This is a genomic window from Citricoccus alkalitolerans (assembly GCF_039528175.1).
Taxonomy (GTDB): Bacteria; Actinomycetota; Actinomycetes; order Actinomycetales; family Micrococcaceae; genus Citricoccus; species Citricoccus alkalitolerans.
Genome location: NZ_BAAALH010000002.1, coordinates 1,583,489 through 1,599,413 on the forward strand (window position 1 = coordinate 1,583,489; position 15,925 = coordinate 1,599,413).

At 66.1% G+C, this 15,925-nt stretch carries 17 protein-coding genes; 9 read left to right on the plus strand and 8 right to left on the minus strand.

The features are described from left to right. Positions 1-274: 274 nt before the first annotated feature. The 4 genes from ABD134_RS13160 to ABD134_RS13175 form a co-directional block, all read right to left on the minus strand. A complete protein-coding gene (locus ABD134_RS13160; RefSeq protein WP_344230130.1) occupies positions 275-1,225 on the minus strand; it encodes a LysR family transcriptional regulator in 951 nt (316 codons plus the stop codon). Positions 1,226-1,316: 91 nt separating this feature from the next. Further along, positions 1,317-2,660 (minus strand): MFS transporter, encoded by a 1,344-nt coding sequence (locus ABD134_RS13165; RefSeq protein ID WP_344230132.1) that lies wholly within the window; start codon positions 2,658-2,660, stop codon positions 1,317-1,319. Further along, positions 2,657-3,265: a cysteine hydrolase family protein gene (locus tag ABD134_RS13170; protein WP_344230134.1), complete on the minus strand. Its 609-nt coding sequence runs from the start codon at positions 3,263-3,265 to the stop codon at positions 2,657-2,659. Before ABD134_RS13170 ends, ABD134_RS13165 begins: the two co-directional genes overlap by 4 nt. Before the next feature lie 195 nt (positions 3,266-3,460). Beyond that, a complete protein-coding gene (locus ABD134_RS13175; protein WP_344230136.1) occupies positions 3,461-5,926 on the minus strand; it encodes a calcineurin-like phosphoesterase C-terminal domain-containing protein in 2,466 nt (821 codons plus the stop codon). Positions 5,927-6,203: 277 nt separating this feature from the next. Here ABD134_RS13175 and ABD134_RS13180 point away from each other — a divergent pair, with 277 nt between their 5' ends. Both ABD134_RS13180 and ABD134_RS13185 read left to right on the plus strand, forming a co-directional pair. Next, on the plus strand, positions 6,204-6,533 hold the full coding sequence (locus tag ABD134_RS13180) for a hypothetical protein (protein WP_344230138.1): 330 nt from the start codon (positions 6,204-6,206) through the stop codon (positions 6,531-6,533). Positions 6,534-6,536: 3 nt separating this feature from the next. Further along, complete coding sequence (locus ABD134_RS13185; protein ID WP_344230140.1) at positions 6,537-7,349, plus strand: nitroreductase family protein; 813 nt, start codon at positions 6,537-6,539, stop codon at positions 7,347-7,349. 149 nt (positions 7,350-7,498) lie between these two features. Here the strand turns inward: ABD134_RS13185 and ABD134_RS13190 are convergent, their stop codons facing one another. From ABD134_RS13190 to ABD134_RS13200, 3 genes are all read right to left on the minus strand, one after another. Next, positions 7,499-7,915, minus strand: coding sequence for a CBS domain-containing protein (locus tag ABD134_RS13190; RefSeq protein WP_344230142.1), 417 nt, complete (start codon positions 7,913-7,915; stop codon positions 7,499-7,501). Between the two features lie 42 nt (positions 7,916-7,957). Continuing rightward, a complete protein-coding gene (locus ABD134_RS13195; RefSeq protein WP_344230144.1) occupies positions 7,958-8,461 on the minus strand; it encodes a DUF4383 domain-containing protein in 504 nt (167 codons plus the stop codon). A gap of 494 nt (positions 8,462-8,955) precedes the next feature. Next, complete coding sequence (locus ABD134_RS13200) at positions 8,956-9,699, minus strand: MBL fold metallo-hydrolase (protein WP_344230146.1); 744 nt, start codon at positions 9,697-9,699, stop codon at positions 8,956-8,958. A 272-nt stretch (positions 9,700-9,971) separates the two neighbouring features. Here ABD134_RS13200 and ABD134_RS13205 point away from each other — a divergent pair, with 272 nt between their 5' ends. Together ABD134_RS13205 and ABD134_RS13210 are read left to right on the plus strand one after the other, a co-directional pair. Beyond that, the gene (locus tag ABD134_RS13205; protein WP_344230910.1) at positions 9,972-10,424 is read left to right on the plus strand and encodes an Hsp20/alpha crystallin family protein; all 453 of its coding nucleotides are present in this window, start codon (positions 9,972-9,974) and stop codon (positions 10,422-10,424) included. A gap of 144 nt (positions 10,425-10,568) precedes the next feature. Continuing rightward, positions 10,569-10,721, plus strand: a complete 153-nt coding sequence (locus ABD134_RS13210) for a hypothetical protein (RefSeq protein WP_344230148.1) — start codon at positions 10,569-10,571, stop codon at positions 10,719-10,721. A 56-nt stretch (positions 10,722-10,777) separates the two neighbouring features. On the opposite strand, the gene ABD134_RS13215 is transcribed toward ABD134_RS13210, so the two are convergent. Further along, the gene (locus ABD134_RS13215; protein WP_344230150.1) at positions 10,778-11,503 is read right to left on the minus strand and encodes a YqjF family protein; all 726 of its coding nucleotides are present in this window, start codon (positions 11,501-11,503) and stop codon (positions 10,778-10,780) included. A gap of 168 nt (positions 11,504-11,671) precedes the next feature. Here ABD134_RS13215 and ABD134_RS13220 point away from each other — a divergent pair, with 168 nt between their 5' ends. The 5 genes from ABD134_RS13220 to ABD134_RS13240 all read left to right on the plus strand — a co-directional run bounded on the left by ABD134_RS13220 (position 11,672) and on the right by ABD134_RS13240 (position 15,814). Further along, positions 11,672-12,388 carry a hemerythrin domain-containing protein gene (locus tag ABD134_RS13220; RefSeq protein WP_344230152.1) on the plus strand — a complete coding sequence of 239 codons (717 nt, stop codon included), beginning with the start codon at positions 11,672-11,674 and terminating at the stop codon, positions 12,386-12,388. Positions 12,389-12,512: 124 nt separating this feature from the next. Then, positions 12,513-13,751, plus strand: coding sequence for a formamidase (fmdA, locus tag ABD134_RS13225; protein ID WP_344230153.1), 1,239 nt, complete (start codon positions 12,513-12,515; stop codon positions 13,749-13,751). A gap of 60 nt (positions 13,752-13,811) precedes the next feature. After that, positions 13,812-14,960: a zinc-dependent alcohol dehydrogenase gene (locus tag ABD134_RS13230; RefSeq protein WP_344230155.1), complete on the plus strand. Its 1,149-nt coding sequence runs from the start codon at positions 13,812-13,814 to the stop codon at positions 14,958-14,960. Between the two features lie 16 nt (positions 14,961-14,976). Continuing rightward, the gene (locus tag ABD134_RS13235) at positions 14,977-15,609 is read left to right on the plus strand and encodes a hypothetical protein (RefSeq protein ID WP_344230157.1); all 633 of its coding nucleotides are present in this window, start codon (positions 14,977-14,979) and stop codon (positions 15,607-15,609) included. A gap of 31 nt (positions 15,610-15,640) precedes the next feature. Then, positions 15,641-15,814, plus strand: a complete 174-nt coding sequence (locus ABD134_RS13240; RefSeq protein WP_344230159.1) for a hypothetical protein — start codon at positions 15,641-15,643, stop codon at positions 15,812-15,814. The last annotated feature ends 111 nt before the right edge of the window (positions 15,815-15,925 follow it).

The following is a 15,925-nucleotide window of genomic DNA, read 5'->3' on the forward strand; positions in this document are numbered from 1 at the left end:
ATCAATGGTCCTCTTGAGGAGTGATCGACTAACGCCGCAATTCCTCACGCTGCCAGTCGTCCGTGCCCACGCCGTCCCGGGTTTCGTCACGGTCTTGTCGAACATCCGAAGCAACGGTCCGAGATCCTGTTGGTCAGAACCGGCGCGGTCCGCGACATGCTCCTCTTCACCATGGACGGGAGTCAGTCCACTGGCCAGCCACGCAGGTCGACGAAAACAGGAGAGGCCGAGTTCAGCGCCGTGGACGGCTTCTTCTACGTCTGAGGTTCATCGCCTACCGCTTAACTGGGCTTTCATCGCGGCTCTCGTCCCGCGCCCAGGACAGGATCGCCGCGTCGATACCCTGTTCTGCCGGTGTGGGATCCGCGCCGTTCTCGATCATCACCACCGGCAGCTGCCCCCAGGACGGATCGAGGACGGACCATTCCAGCCCCGGTTGTGCGAAGGCAGGCTTCCGACGGCAGAGTCCGGCGGGGACTATGGTGGCGTGGCCTGGCAGGGTGCACAGCGAAGCCATGATCGAGGTGTGGTCCACCACGGTCGTGCCCGCCGGATCGATCGACTCCAGCATGGGACCGGTGATGCCCGCGTGATGCGTGAAGATGGGGTCGTCCATGAGGATGAACTTCCGGCTCGTGAAGAACCCTCGCAGTGACTCTGTGGTGTGAGATTGGTCCAGGAACTCGCCCCGTGGATAGACGATGGCGAGCGGCTCTACCCACAGCACGGTCTCCTGGGCTGCCCAGCCCTGGGGAGCCGGCGTGGAGTAGGTGATGCCGCGGGTGCAGACCCCGTGCGAGACCATGGCCTGTAGCCGGGCCGAGTCCGTCACGGACAGGTGGACGCCTTCAAGGGTGCCCAACTCCCTGACCAGCCCGGAGATGCCTTCGCCGACGACCCACTCGTCCACCCCCACGGAATCGGGGGCAGCGTGCGCGTCCAGGATGCTGGAGGTGCCAGAGTGTCCTCCGTCCTGCTGGGCCATGGTGGTGGCCGTCTGGAGGCGGATCAAGTGGTCAGCGATGGTCGGGAGGATATGCCGGCCTTGAAGGGTCAACTCCACGCCGCGCCAGCTGCGGCTGAACACGGCGAAGCCCAGCTCGGACTCCATCCGCTTGATACGCAGGCTGATGGTCGGCTGAGTTGCGAACAGCTCCTGGGCCGCCCGGGAAATGCTGTGGTTGCGCGCCACGCTCAGGAACGTGCGCATTGTCTCGACGTCCATGGTTCCTCCGGAGGTCCGGGACCGCCCTCGAGGGGCGGCCCGGTGCGGGCCGCCCCTCGAGGGCGGTGTGGTCGGTCAACTATATGGTGGCCTAGTCCGCGGCGGGCTCCAGCTGCGGTGCCGACAGGTCCTGAGCGCGTTTGCGCGGGGCCGACTCCACCAGGAACAGCACCATGAGGATGGCGAAGACGATTCCTCCCAGCGCCAGGTAGAGCGGTGCCTGGATGCCGAAGGCCGTGGCCAATTGTCCAGCTACCACGGGGGCGATGCCGCCACCGAAGATTTCGCCGATGCCCATGACCGCACCGGCGGCGGTGGCCATCAGGGCCGGTGGCACGGATTCCACGGTGACGGTGGCCGAGACTAGCGCCAGCGTGCCGTTGACCCCGAGGGCGACCGCGAAGAGCAGTAGGAAGATGGTCAGAGTGTTCGGTCCCTGCGCGATCAGCAGCAGCATCATGCCCAACCCGAGCAATAGAGCGATCAGCGCAGCCGGCTTGCGGCCGATCTTGTCCGAGATCCCCGGAATCAGCAGCTGACCGGCAAAGGCGCCGAAGCCGATGCCCGAGGTGGCCAGGCCCATGTCCTGCAGGCTCATGTGGTGGAAGTCCGTCAAGTAGCTCGGGACCATGGAGCTCATCACGAAGATGCAGGTCATGGCACCACACAGGGCGAGCGTGCAGAAGACGATGTTGCGGTAGCGGAAGATGTCGATCCACCGGTGCTTCTGTGCCTCGCCTTCGCCGTGCAGCGGCGGGGAGATGTCTGGAACCTGCTGAGTCGGCTGGTCCAGTTGTGCTGCCGCCTCGGTCAGGTGTTCCCGGAGTTCTCCCGGCTCGCGGACGGTACGCCAGATCAAGAATCCCAGGATCAGGCCCGGGATGACCATGATGGCGAACACCCACCGCCAGCTGGGCAACACCACGAGGAGCTGGGTGGCGATGATCGGGCCCAGACCGATGCCGAAGAGCGCGAAGGTGCTCTGCTGGAACCCCATGTTCAGCCCGCGCCGCTTGGGTGCCGAGGCCTCCGCGGTGGAGGCCACCGCCGTCGGGCTGAAGGCGCCCTCGGTGATGCCCATGAGGGCGCGGATCAGGATCAGGGACATGAGCCCGCCAGCCAGGCCGGTGAACACGGAACAGAGGGAGAACAGGATGATGCCCGGGACCATGACCTTGCGCCGCCCGAACCGGTCTGAGATCCGGCCCATAAACAGAGCTGAGATGCCCCAGGCCAGGCCTAGAGCCCCGATGATGTTGCCCAGGTCCGCATAGTCCAGGTCCAGGTCCTGCATCATGGCGGGGAACAGCGGCGAGATGATCCAACGGTCCAGGCCCACCAAGCCGAAGCCCAGCGCCAGGAGGATGACCGCGTGGCGTTCGTACCGGCGTCGCTTCTGGGCGGTGTCCAGAGGGGGTCGGTTGCCGCGGCTCATCGGGCACCGTCCGTGAGGCCCTGAAGGATCTCCGCGTTGTCCATGACACGTCCGAAGTACTTGGAGATGGCGTCCAGCGTGGCCGCCTGTGCGGTCTCCGAGAGCGCCCCAGTGGACTCGCCGGCGAAGGCCACCTTGAAATCGCGCATGAAGGCGCTGCGCGCGGTGGACTCGCAGCACACCTCGGTAAGGGTGCCGGCAATGACCAGGGTGTCCACTTGGCGGTAGCCGCGCACGGTGTTCAACAGCAACTCGAGGTTGGTGTTGTAGAAGGCGTCGTAGCGATGTTTCTGCACATAGTGGTCCGTGGGGCGGGAGTCCAAGCCGTCGACGATCTCGATCCCATCTGATCCGGCGCGCATGCCCTCAGTCAGCAGGCGGGGGTTGTTACTGGTCTCCAGCGGAGAGACATCGAAGGCGTCGTACAGTACGTGCTGGGTAAAGATCACCGGCACGTCGGCAGCACGGGCTCCGTCGACGAGCTGGCGCATCTGGGGGATTCGTTTACGGGCCATCGGCACCTCCATGGGGCGGCCCTCCTCCACGAAATCGCGCTGCATGTCCACGACCAGGAGCACACTCGAGGTCGCATCAAAATTCCACATAGAAATATTCCTTTCAGGTCTGTTATGTGGATGCTAACTGCGATGTATCTCACTGTGGTCATAAAGAGATTTCATGGCCTCGTGAAACCCGTGAAGTCGCGCCTCACGGGTGAACCTCTCCTTCCGGACTGGTGCAGCAGACAACTCCGCCCCCGAGCCTGGTGGCCCGGGGGCGGAGTTGTCCCGCGTCAGCGGTTAGTGCTGGGTGTTGTCGTAGCGCTGGAGGAAGGCGGAGATCTCGCCCCGGGTCACGGGTTCGGAGGCGTTGAAGTGGCCCTGGGTGTCACCGATGGTGATTCCCTGGGAGGCCAGCCAGGTGATGGCCTCGTAGTGGATGTTGCCGGTGTTCAGGTCATCGAAGGGGCTGTCTTCCGGGACCGTGTGCTCGGGTGCGTCGAGGCGATAGAGGAAAGTGGCGAACTCGCCACGGGTCACCGACTGGTACGGCTGGAAGTTTCCATCGGCATAGCCGAGGGTGATCTCCTCGGCCGCGGCCCAGGTGATCGGCTCGTAGAATGAGCCGGCGTCCGTGACATCATCGAACGGGCTCTCCTCCGGGGCCTCGAACTCCGGCTTCACGTAACGGTGAAGGAATGCGGCGGTCTCCCCGCGGGTGACGTCCCGGTACTTGCGGAAGGTGCCGTCCGTGTAACCGGTGGAGATATTGTTGGTGGCCATCCACTGCACCGGGGCGTAGAAGGCCGAACCCTCGGGGTTGTCGGAGAAGGTGATCGGCTCCTCCGGCTCGGTGGATCCCTCGGTGACCTCGAAGGTCAGGGACTCGGTGGAGACGTTGCCGTGCACGTCCGTGGCGGTCACCTCGGCGGTGTGCTCACCAGCTTCCAGGTCCTCGGACAGGGGCAGTCGCCACATGTGGGAGGTGCGGTCCGCCACGGAGCCGCCGTGGACCAGTTGCTCCTGGACGGCCGTCGGGTCCGAGTATTCAGCGCCAACGTACTGCTCCTCACCCTGCATCGGTTGGGTGCGTTCGGCGGCCATGGCCTCGCCGCCGTCCATCGAGACCTCCACGGTGGAGCCGGTTGCGCCCATGAAGAAGTTGGTGGTCAGCCAGGTGTCCGCCAGCTCGTCCTGGCCCACGGTGAGCGGGTTCTCGAACTCCGGTGCGGCGTCCTCGGAGTCGATGTGCTCCTCGAACCAGCCGCGATAGGCCGGGGTGTTCAGGCCCAGGGCCATCTGGTCGGAACCGTCGTCGCCCGTGCGGGTGAAGCGCTCGGCGACCTGATTGCCCTCCAGGTCCATGGTCAGCACGCCCGGGTAGGCGCCGTCCCGCTGCAGGGCCGTGGGGTAGCCGCCTTCGAGCATCTCGCCGGAGTACCAATCGCCGGAGATGGCTCCCACGGTGATGTGCGGGAAGGGCAGTTCGTCCACATCGAACAGCTCCTTCCAGGAGGCCAGGCTGTCGCCCTCGCGCAAGTTCTCGATCGCGTGCACGTGGCCGGCCAAAGAAATGGCTTCGCGACCCTCGAGCAGCTCATAGATCTCCCTGACCTGGTCGGTCTGGTGCTGCGTGCCGCCCTGGTCCGCGAAGCCCAGCAGTGGGATGTGGGCGGCGATCACCACGAGCTTGTCCTCGGGGGTGTTGGCGATGTCCTGGCGCAGCCACTCCATCTGCTCCTCGTCGATGGACCCGTTGTACAGGGTGTCTCCGGCGAAGGGGTACTCCACATTGTTCAACGTGACGAAGTGGGCGTCGCCGACGTCGTAGGAGTAGTACTCCGGGCCGAGTGCTGCACGGTAGGAATCGAAGGCGTGCCCCGGCTCGGTGGCATCGAAGTCGATGTCATGGTTGCCGGGCAGGAAGCGCGCAGGACCGTTGATCATCTCGCTGAGGGTGCGGACGTCCGGGTACAGGGACAGGTCGTCACCCACGATGTCGCCCACAAAGAGGATGCCGCAGTTCTCGTAGCCCGAGCGGGCGGCCAGATCGGCGAAGGCACCGACGCGGGCGTACTCCACCTCTTCCTTGGTGTACGTCTGCACGTCACCACCGACGAGGCACTCCTGCTGCGCGCTGGCGGCTTCCTCGTCCTGGGACAGCGGGAAGTTGACGGCGTCTGGCAGGGGGCCGGTGGGTTCGAGGCCGCCGTATTTGAGTTCGGGGGAGCCTTCGGGGAGGTGGTGGTAGTGGAACTGGGCTACGTTGTCCTGGTCCACGGGTACCTGGTAGCCGGCCGGCTGGGTGACGAAGGCGGTCATGTTGTCGAAGGCCGGCAGTTCGTAGGCGCCGTTCTCATCGGTGGTGACGACGTCTCGGCCGTTGGACACGGTCACACCCGCGATGCCGGGCTCGTCCTCGTCTTGGGTGGAGTTCTGGTTCTGGTCGTCGAAGACCACGCCCTCGAGTACCTCGGGGGTCTCGTTGGTGCCTTCGATGACCTCGACGGTGCCGCGGTAGGCGCTCTCGTCCCAGGCGGTGCCGGCCTGCTCGGCAGCCTCGACCGTCTGTGCGGTCTGGGCTGTCTGTGCGGTCTCGGTCTTCTGGGTGGTGACCGGGTTGGCCGTGACCGGGTTGGCCGTGACCGGGGTGGCCGCGGCGGCGGTGACGGCTGGGCTGAGCAGGGCGCCGGTGGTGGCGAGGGCCAGGACGCCCGCCGCGAGGCGGGCCGATCGATGGCGTGGGGAGCGAGTGATCGCGTTCACGAAGTACCTTCCGATGGATGTGGTTCCGGCCGGGGGTAACCGTTGACTCACCCACCCTGCGGTTCGGTGATGAACTCCACCCCACGGCAAGGTGTACACCCGCAACGCCACCATGACGGTTGTCCGACCCGTGCTTGAACGTGCAAGTTCGGCACCCAGCGGACGGCTCAGACAGAAGGGCGTTGAGCGCTGCGTGGCGCACAGGCACGCAGGCAGGGCTGGGCGAGCCGGCGTGTGGCACGATGGGCGTGATGATTGCCGGCTGACAAGGAGGGCCATGACGCTGGTCCGCACGCTGGTCACGGCCGCAGCCGGCGCCTATGCGGCGAACTGCGCGCTCGGTGCCTCGGTGGCCCTCCGGTGGATCGATACGTCGAGCATCCGCTGGGTCCATCACGGTCTCTACACCGTGACTGTCACGACGACGGCCGTGGCCGCCGTCGTCGGCACAGCGCGGCGGTCACCGGCCGCCGTCGCCCTGCTTCCCGCCGCACTGCCGTTGGTCCTCTTGCAGCGGCACGGAGCACGGCCCCTGAGTCGGCACACCCACGACGCCCTGGCTGCGGCCCCCTGTTATGCGGCAGCGCTCCTACTGGCCTGGAGGTAACCCATGGAACTGCTCGATGCCGTCTTCGACCGGCGGACCACGAACGGACCGTTCCGGCCGGACCCTGTCAGCCCCGAGCACCAGCAGCTGCTGATTCGGGCCGCGGCGGCCGCGCCCTCACAGTTCAACAGTCAGCCGTGGCGGTTCGTGCTCATCGAGGACCGGACCACGATCGAGACGGTGGGCGCCATCAGCGGCCAGAGCATGACCGAGGTGATGGGCGCGGGCACGTTCTTCGACCGGTACAAGAAGTACTTCCGGTTCAGCCAGAAGGAGATGGATGCGGCCCGCAGCGGCATGCTCTTCGACAAGCTGCCCGCCCTGCTGCGCCCCTTCACCTCGCGCGCGTTCACGCCCTCGGGCCAGTCCCTGATGAACCGGCTGCGGGTCCCGCAGACCCTCGGCGAGGAGAACCGCAAACTGGTCGCCGGGTCACCGCTGCTGATCGGCGTCATGCTCGAACGCGGTGAGTACCGGCCCGGGGAGCTGTCCGGGTTCTACTCGGTCTTCAGCATGGGGGCCGCGATGGAGAACCTGTGGCTGACCACCCTGGAGCTCGGCATGGGCATCCAGTTCGTCTCCTTCCCCATGGAAGCACCGCACCACTGGGACCGCATCGTGCGGATGCTGCAGGTGCCGGACGAGCTGGAACTGATGGCGGTCTACCGGCTGGGCTATCTGCCCGAGCGGAGCCATCGGCCGGCCATCGACTGGTCCAGCCGAGAGCGCAGGCGTCCGTCCCAGTTCGTCTTCCGGGAGACGTGCGCGGCTCCACAACAGGGCTGGGACGACGACGTCCGGCCCGGTTCGGTCTGAATCGCCAGGTCGGGCTCGGGGTCCGTCAATGGCTGCTCAACTGTGCAACGGCCCAGCTGCACGGCCCTCACCGGCCGTAGACAAAGGAGGCCCCCGCCGAGCATCCGGCGGGGGCCTCCTTCGGGTCCTGAGGGGACTCGTGTTCGGAATCAGTCGTGCGAAATCACCTCCAGCAACTCGCCGACGCGGTCGGCGGGCCAGTGGCGTGCCACGTCGGCCTGACTGAGCATGCCGACCAGGTCGTGGCCGTCGATGACCGGCAGGCGGCGGACCTGGTGTTCCTTCATCGTCTGGATGGCTTCCTCGATGCTGTCGTCGGCGCCGATGGTCACCGGCTTACCCTGGGCGAACTCGCCGGCCGTGGTCTGGCGCGGGTCGCCGCCAGCCGCCAGGCACTTGACCACGATGTCCCGATCCGTGACGACGCCCTTGAGGCGGTTGTCCTCGCCACAGATCGGAAGTTGGCCCACGTCCAGGTCCTTCATCTTGCGTGCGGCCTCTTCGAGGGTCTCGTTCTCACCGATGCACTCGGCTCCAGCGGTCATGACTACGCGTGCGGTCTTCATAGTGCTCCTTTCCAGAGGGATGGTCGGGATGTCGGTAGGAGATCAATATCGTGGTGTCGCGGCGGTTGTCTCGACGGTGGGGTCCGTCCTGCGCGGCAAGAAGGACAGGGCGACCATGGTCACGCCCAGTCCCAGGTGCAGCCAGTTGTCGGCATTGTTGAACGGCACGAAGTTCGCCGGGGAGTCATGGCCGATGAACAGGCCGTAGAGCCACAGCAGGAGATAGACGATGCCGCCCCACAGCAGGTAGTGCCGTGTCATGGTACCCGTGCGGGCCAGCGCCAGTCCGGCGATGCCGTAGAGCACGTGGACGACGTTGTGCAGGATCGAGACCTGGAAGATCCCCATCAGCATGGCTTCGGAGTGGTGACCGGCGAACTGCATCGTCTCGTAGTTGGTGGTGAGTCCGGGGATGAACCCCGCGATGCCGACCAACAGGAAAACGACACCGTAGACCATCGCCACGACCTGGACGGGGCTGCGGCCGGGGGCGTCACGGTCAGTGGTCGTGCGGTCCGTGGGGGATCGGTCTGGGGTAGTACTCATGATCTGTCCTTCCGAGAGATGACGTCTGGCAGGCGATCAGCCACAATCCGATCATGTCCCGAGGCCGGGCCGCCGTGAAGACCCGATACGCCGCAATTGCCCAGTTTTCTACCGGTATCGCGGATGGGTGTCCAGATGGGGGTCTGGACTGAGCAGAATGCCCTGACCGAACTTCTCACCCCTGCGTCCGCGGTCACCGTCAAAGGCACCACTGACTACATCTCGGTGTGAAGCAGAGGCTCAATTCCGTTGAGGGAACCCTGGCCAACGCTCGAGGGTTAGTGAAGCATCTCGACGTGGGATGCCGAGCCAGGAGAGTGGACATGACCGATGGGGTGCGCCTGCTCGAGAGCCTTTCCGAGCTGGAAGGCTGGCTTGAGGAGGACACTGATTTCTACGGGCGGTGCTCCGAGGGATGCGACGCGGACCGCATCGGAAGACTGAACGCGCCTCCTCGCCCCGGAACCAGCAGGACGGCAGTACCGCAGGTACGACTAATGCGCCCCGATATCCATCGCTTGACGTACCGCGGCCTCGGCGCCCTGAGTCCACGGTTCTCCGTGGCCGGGAAGCACTGTGGTGACGCCGGTGGCGGCTATGGCGTCCAAGGACGCCATTGCCTGGTCGGCGTCTTTCGTGGCAGCCGTGGCCACGATCTGCGGCCCGGTCCGGCCGGTGTAGGGGTCCAGGGTGACCAGGGCGTCACCGCTGATGACGGTGTCCCGGTCGGGCAGATGGAGCACGCAATGTCCATCCGTGTGGCCCGGGGTGTGCACCGCGATGGGCTGGCCAGGTATCGGCACGGGTGTTCTCGTGAGCAGGCTTTTCACATCATTGACGCCCTTGACCTTCAGAGCCCCGGCCGCAGCCATTCGGCCCAGGAACGGCAGGGACCTGGGATGCGTCAGGGGGTAGAGGAAGCGGTTGCGCTGCGGGGTGTATCGATAGGGGTGAGCGGCCAGGCGCACGTCCTGTGAGTGCACGAGAATAGGTATTCCCCATTCCTGCTGGGCCCGTGCGGCGAAACCAACATGGTCGAAATGGCCGTGGGTGAGCACCAGAGCCTTGACGTCTCCCGGGCCCCGGCCCCTCGCCTCCAATGCCTCAAGAACCATGGACCACATGCTCGGCAATCCCGCGTCCACCACGGTCAGCCCTTCCTCATCTTCGATCAGGTAGCAGTTCACGTGGGCGTGAGAGATCAGGTCAATTCCGTCAGCGGCGTTCGATGTGATCATGATGTCTCCTGGAAGTGCCCGCAGCGGTCTCGTCCATCGTCGTGAAGTCAGCGTGGGCAGGTCAAGCATCCAGTGTCCTGCCACCGTCGTGGGGATCGGGTGAAGCAGTGCTCTTCGTTGGTCAAGGGCCAGTGAAATCGCCAGTGAAGTCTCGGTCAGGCTTGGCACTCTCGAGTGTCGAGTGCTAAATTACCAAGTGCTGGGATTACCCAGTGGCCTACGCCTAGTCCCCTGTCAGACAGTGTTTGATGAAGGAGTTGATGAAGATGGCTATGGGGATCGAAGATGTGTTCCGCGAGTTCGACCGGCTCGCCAGCGGCATGACGAGCGGCAGAAACGGTCTACGATCCATGCCGATGGATCTCTACCGTGATGGCGAACACTACGTGTTGGCAGCCGACCTGCCAGGGGTCGATCCGGGGTCGATCGACATCGATGTCGATGGCCAGGTGCTGACGATCCGAGCGGAGCGGACGCTATCCGCTGCTGATGGTGTCAGCTGGCTGAACCGCGAACGGCAGGGCGGGTCGTTCCTGCGCCAACTCAGCCTCGGTGAAGGCATCGATATGGACAACATCTCGGCGCACTACGCCAATGGTGTGCTCAGTGTGACCCTTCCGGTGACCGAGCGCGCCAAGTCGCGCAAGATCGAGATCATCACCGATCGCGACAACGTGTTGGAGCAGGACGTGACGCCGTTGCAGCAACACGCCGTCGAACAGTAAATCCTGGAACTGGTGACGGTGGTGGTGAGGCGCAGGTCTCGCCACCACCGGACCCGGTCACAGAAATGGACCACTTGCGGGAGGACGATCATGTGCGAGGACGGCATCATTCCACCGGCTCATCCGGAAGCCGCAGAGGCCGACATGGTTGAACAGGAGCTCCCCGTCCAGCCTGACAGTGAAGACGAGGCCGTCGTGGACCGGAAGCCACCGGTGGAAGCCAACGACGCCGACGTCGTGGAACAGCTGACCGTTTATCCCCTGGACGAGGAAGACGAATACCCCCACGACGCCTGACACCCTGTGTCGCCGGCGGGCGTCCCTCAGCGACGCCGCCACGGGCGGCGCACTGCTCAGGCAGGTCGAGGAACACCGAGCCGGGTGTGGACGGCGGGTGCAGCGTGCACGAGCGGCTCTTCGGTCGGTGACGGCAGTCCGACCCAGCGCAGCGGTGCGGTCAGCCTCCCGGTGGCGGTGGCCGCGTGCAGGGGCCAGGGCTCATGGACGACCGGGGTACGCCAGAGGACTCCCGCTCGCCGGTGATAGGCCGACCAGCGTCCGGTGATGCTCTCGACCAACGGCGTCCGCTCCGTAGCATCCAGCGGCCGACCGACGTCCACGCTGGCCTGGAACCAGTCGTCCGGCCGTGAGCGGAGCCAGCCGGGTGTGCCGAATCGGTAGGCCCAGCGCGCGCCGTCCACGGAATGGGACGAGTGGGAACGTTCATAGGGCAGCCCGAGGCTGCGCAGGGCGGCGACGAAGGTGAGCCGGGGCACGACCATCCCGAGGAACCAGATGCCGTCTCGTCCGTCCTGTGTACGCACGTAGGCACGCACGTTGAGTTCTGGGAAGGTGCCCCATCCCGGCGGTGGCGGGAGACCTGGGGGCCGGACCCGCGCCATGCGGAACGGGGTGATGCCGATCCACGTGCGCCCGTCCCATTCCTGCACCGTGAGTTCCTGGGGAACCAGACTCTGGACGGTCGCGACATCGTAGGACCAGTGCAGGAACGTGAGGCACTGCCAGTCCTGGAAATTGAGGGGGAAACGGACCGCATGATCGGGAATTCGTCCACTCATGGTCGGTGGCGGTCCCTTCAGTCGCGTTTGCGCCAGTCTAGGGAGACGCGGCGTTCGAAAGAAACGACTGGGCGAGTCGTCGGACGAAAAAGCCTATATACAGGTCACGGAGCAGACTTACGATGTGACGGAAGGCCTCTTCGGCCGGGAGCGACCCGAAAGGTTGTCATGAAGCGATCTATCGCCGATCAAAGTCTCGAGGAGCTCGGTGGCAGGCTGAGCGTGCTGACGCGGCAACGGAAAGACCACATCGAGCTGGACCGCCTCCTGCGGCAGCTGGACGGAGCGGAGGCCTCCACGCAGGGACGGGTTCTGCTGCAGATCTACCGGTTGGTGTTCCCGCATGCCTTCGCCGAAGAGGCGGTGTTGTGGCCGGTGATGCGCCGGATCCTCCCGGACGGGCCCGAGCTGACCTTGGAGGTGGAGCGCGAGCACCAGGAGGTCAACGAGCTCGTCACCGCCCTCGAGACCACGTCCGCCGAGGATGCCGGCCGCGAACGCCTCCTCGCCCGGCTGGCCGAGGTGCTGCGGGAGGACGTGCGGGACGAAGAGGACGTCCTACTCCCGCGGCTGCAGGAGAAGCTGGGCCCGGCCCGGTTGCGCAGTCTCGGCCTGGCCTGGGAGGTGGTCCGCCGCACCGCACCCACCCGCGCCCACCCCGTGGTGGCCCGGCGCCCGCCCGGCAATGTCGTCGCCGCCGTCCCACTGTCGCTGCTCGACCGGCTCCGGGATCTCGTGGACGCCGCAATACTCCGCAGCCCCGAGCGCGGCCCTGCCGGTCTGCACCGGTTGAGCACCAGCCTGGCCACTCTGGCCCACCGGGTCGAGCATCTGCCCCTGATGCGCCGGGGAGAGGACCCGTCCACCGCCCGCGCGGCCCACTGATCGCCTCCCCCGAGTTACAGCCGGGCCCTGGTGGTCGGCTACCGTCGCACGACTGTGTAATTGGTGCTGTGCCCCGTGGACCTGGGGCACTTGAGCCGGACGAGCGACGGCGAGCACGAGGATCGTGAAGGAATCAGCCGGAGACGTGCTGACCGCACCATTCCATGCCGGACACCAGTTGTCCGGACCGTTCCGCGTGGAGGGAGCCCGCCCCGGAGACCTGCTGGTCGTGGACATCGCCGACGTCGGTCCCTTGGCGACGGATCAGCACGGCCCGCCGGCTGGCGAGGGCTGGGGGTACACCGGGATTTTCGCGCCGGCCCACGGCGGTGGTTTCCTGCACGAACACTTCCCGGACGCCCACAAGGCGGTCTGGGACTTCGACGGCGGACGGGCCACCTCGCGGCACATTCCCGGGGTGTCCTTCGCCGGGGCCCCGCATCCTGGCGTGATGGGCACCTCGCCCTCCGCGGAGTTGTTGAGCCGGTGGAACAGGCGGGAGGCCCGGCTGGTGGCCCGCAACCCGTTCCGAGTCCCACCGCTGGCCGTGCCGCCGCTGGCGAAGGGAGCCCTGCTGGGTGGAGTCTCAGAGAGCGATGCGGCCCGGATCGCGGTGGAGGCAGCCCAGACGACTCCGCCGCGGGAGAACGGTGGAAACCAGGACATCAAGGACCTCACCCGGGGTAGCCGGGTCTTCTATCCGGTATTCGTGGACGGCGCGAATTTGTCCATGGGAGACCTGCACTTCTCCCAGGGGGATGGAGAGATCACGCTGTGTGGGGCGATCGAGATGGGTGGGTATGTGGATGTGCACGTGGATCTCATCCCGGACGGGATGAACACCTACCGGGTCGAGGGGCAGGCCATCTTCGTGCCGGGGAACCAGGCACCGCCCTATGACGACTGGGTCAGCTTCACCGGCATCTCGGTGACCGTGGACGGGCGGCAGGAGTACCTCGACCCCTACGTGGCGTACCAACGGGCCTGCGTGCAGGCCATCGAGTATCTCTCGGCCTTCGGCTACTCCCGTGAACAGGCCTATCTGTTGCTGGGGGCAGCGCCGGTGGAGGCGCACCTGTCCAGCGTCGTGGACATCCCCAACGCCTGCGCCATCCTCTACCTTCCCACTGCCATCTTCGAGTTCGACATTCGTCCCAGCACGTCCGGTCCGCACCAGGTCGTCTCACAGCTGCGTCCACCGCGCGCGGCGGCATCCGACCTGCCTCGGGCCGACGTATTCCGGGCAGTCCCCAAGGACAAGCGTGCCCTGCTGCCGGCAGCCCGCCGGCTCGTCGGCCAGGCGGCCCGCCCGGTAGGTGTGGCCTTCGGACGACTCCGCGATCTACTGGCGAACAGGTCTTGACCCGCCCCGACGTCACACGCCACGGTAGGACCTCTCAAGACCACGGCAGGAGGCGACAACGTGCGTGCGATGGCGTACCGGGGACCGTACAAGGTCCGGGTCGAGGACAGGGACATGCCCTGCATCGAGCATCCCAACGATGCCATCGTCAAGGTGTCCCTGGCCGCCATCTGCGGCTCGGACCTGCACCTGTACCACGGCATGATGCCGGACACCCGGGTCGGGCACACCTTCGGGCACGAGTTCGTCGGCAGCGTGCATGAGGTCGGACCCTCGGTGCAGAACCTCAAACCGGGGGACCGGGTCATGGTGCCCTTTAACGTGTATTGCGGTTCCTGTTACTTCTGCGCTCGTGGGCTGTATTCCAACTGTCACAACGTCAACGCCAACGCCACTGCTGTGGGCGGGATCTACGGATACTCCCACACCTGCGGGGGCTACGACGGCGGCCAGGGCGAGTATGTGCGCGTCCCGTTCGCCGACGTGGGGCCAGCCCTGATCCCCGAGTGGATGCACGAGGAGGATGCGGTCTTGCTCACCGATGCCGTGGCCACCGGGTACTTCGGTGCGCAGCTCGCCGACATCGCCGAAGGAGACACCGTCGTGGTCTTCGGCGCCGGCCCCATCGGGCTGTTCGCGGCCCAGTCCAGCTGGCTGATGGGCGCCGGACGCGTCATCGTCGTGGACCACCTCGAGTACCGGTTAGAGAAGGCCCGCACCCTCGCGCATGCCGAGGTCTACAACTTCGCCGAGTACGACGACATCGTTGTGGAGCTGAAGAAGGCAACCGACTACTTGGGGGCGGACGTGGCCATCGACGCGGTCGGTGCCGAGGCCGACGGAAATCTCCTCCAGCACGTCACGTCCGCCAAGTTCAAGTTGCAAGGCGGATCCCCGGTGGCCCTGAACTGGGCCATCGACGCCGTACGCAAGGGCGGGACGATTTCCATCATGGGCGCCTACGGCCCGATGTTCAGCGCGGTGAAGTTCGGAGACGCACTCAACAAGGGCCTCACCCTGCGGATGAACCAGTGCCCGGTCAAGCGCCAGTGGCCACGCCTGTTCGAGCACGTGCGCAACGGCTACCTCACGCCCAGGGAGATCGTCACCCATCGGGTGCCGCTGGAGCACATCGCCGAGGGATACCATCTGTTCTCCTCCAAACTCGACGGCTGCATCAAGACCCTGGTGCTGCCCCACGCCGGCTGAGAGGCAAGGAGTCACCATGCCGCCGACCTCCGACAGGTCCGCCCCCGCCACGCCCTACGTCGCGGACCGCCTGTCCCGCGGGAAAACCAGCGCGCAATTACGCGCGGAGATCCCGGGCTGGGGCATCGACCTCGACCCTGCCGACCGACCGTCCGTCCCGCGGGAGCGGCGGGACTTGGAGACCGGGGCCCACTGGGAGTTCCCCGAACGCCAGCCCGAGCGGTGGCCCCGGGAGCGTTCGATCGAGCACCAGGACCTGACCCCCGTCTTCGGGACCGCGCAACCACCCCGGGGGATCTCCGCCCCGCTGCGCAGATGGGCCTACACCTACAGTGAGGCCCGCGCGGCACACTGGCTGGGCTTGCTGGCCGCCGACCGAATCGAGGCCGCAGAGCACCACGTGCGGTCGCTGTTCACGGCACGGCCGGACAACCCCCTGAGCCAGACCGGATTGCGCGCCGAGGTAACCGGGCACGGGTTCTCCTCCCGCGCCGGCACCCGCCGCGCGGACACCTCGCACCAGTGGATCGACCCGCTGCTGGTCGCCGGCCCCTGGCTCCTGGCCAGTGGCGCCGTGGCCGGGGTGGCGCGGGTACTGGTGAAACGATGGAGTCGCAAGCCGGCAGGCAACGACCCCGCCTCATCTTGAGCACGAGTTGGAACAGAGAAGGAGCGTCTGCATGTCACGTCACAACACCGAAGGCGAACACCACAACGAGTCGAGGCCCCAGCAGATCCTCCGGGAGGCAGTCGACGAGGAGGGGGTTTCAGACGAGGAGGCGGTACTGGCCTACAACGCGAACGCCGACCGCCAGGACGAGGCGGAGAATCGCGGCGCGACCCGGGAAGACTAGTGACCGGCTCCGCCTCGAAGCCGGGGGAGAAGGCTACCGGCACCTGCTAGGACAGGCTCAACAAGGAGTAGTCCGAGCCGTCGCGCCTGCACGGTCGCGACGCTCTTTCGG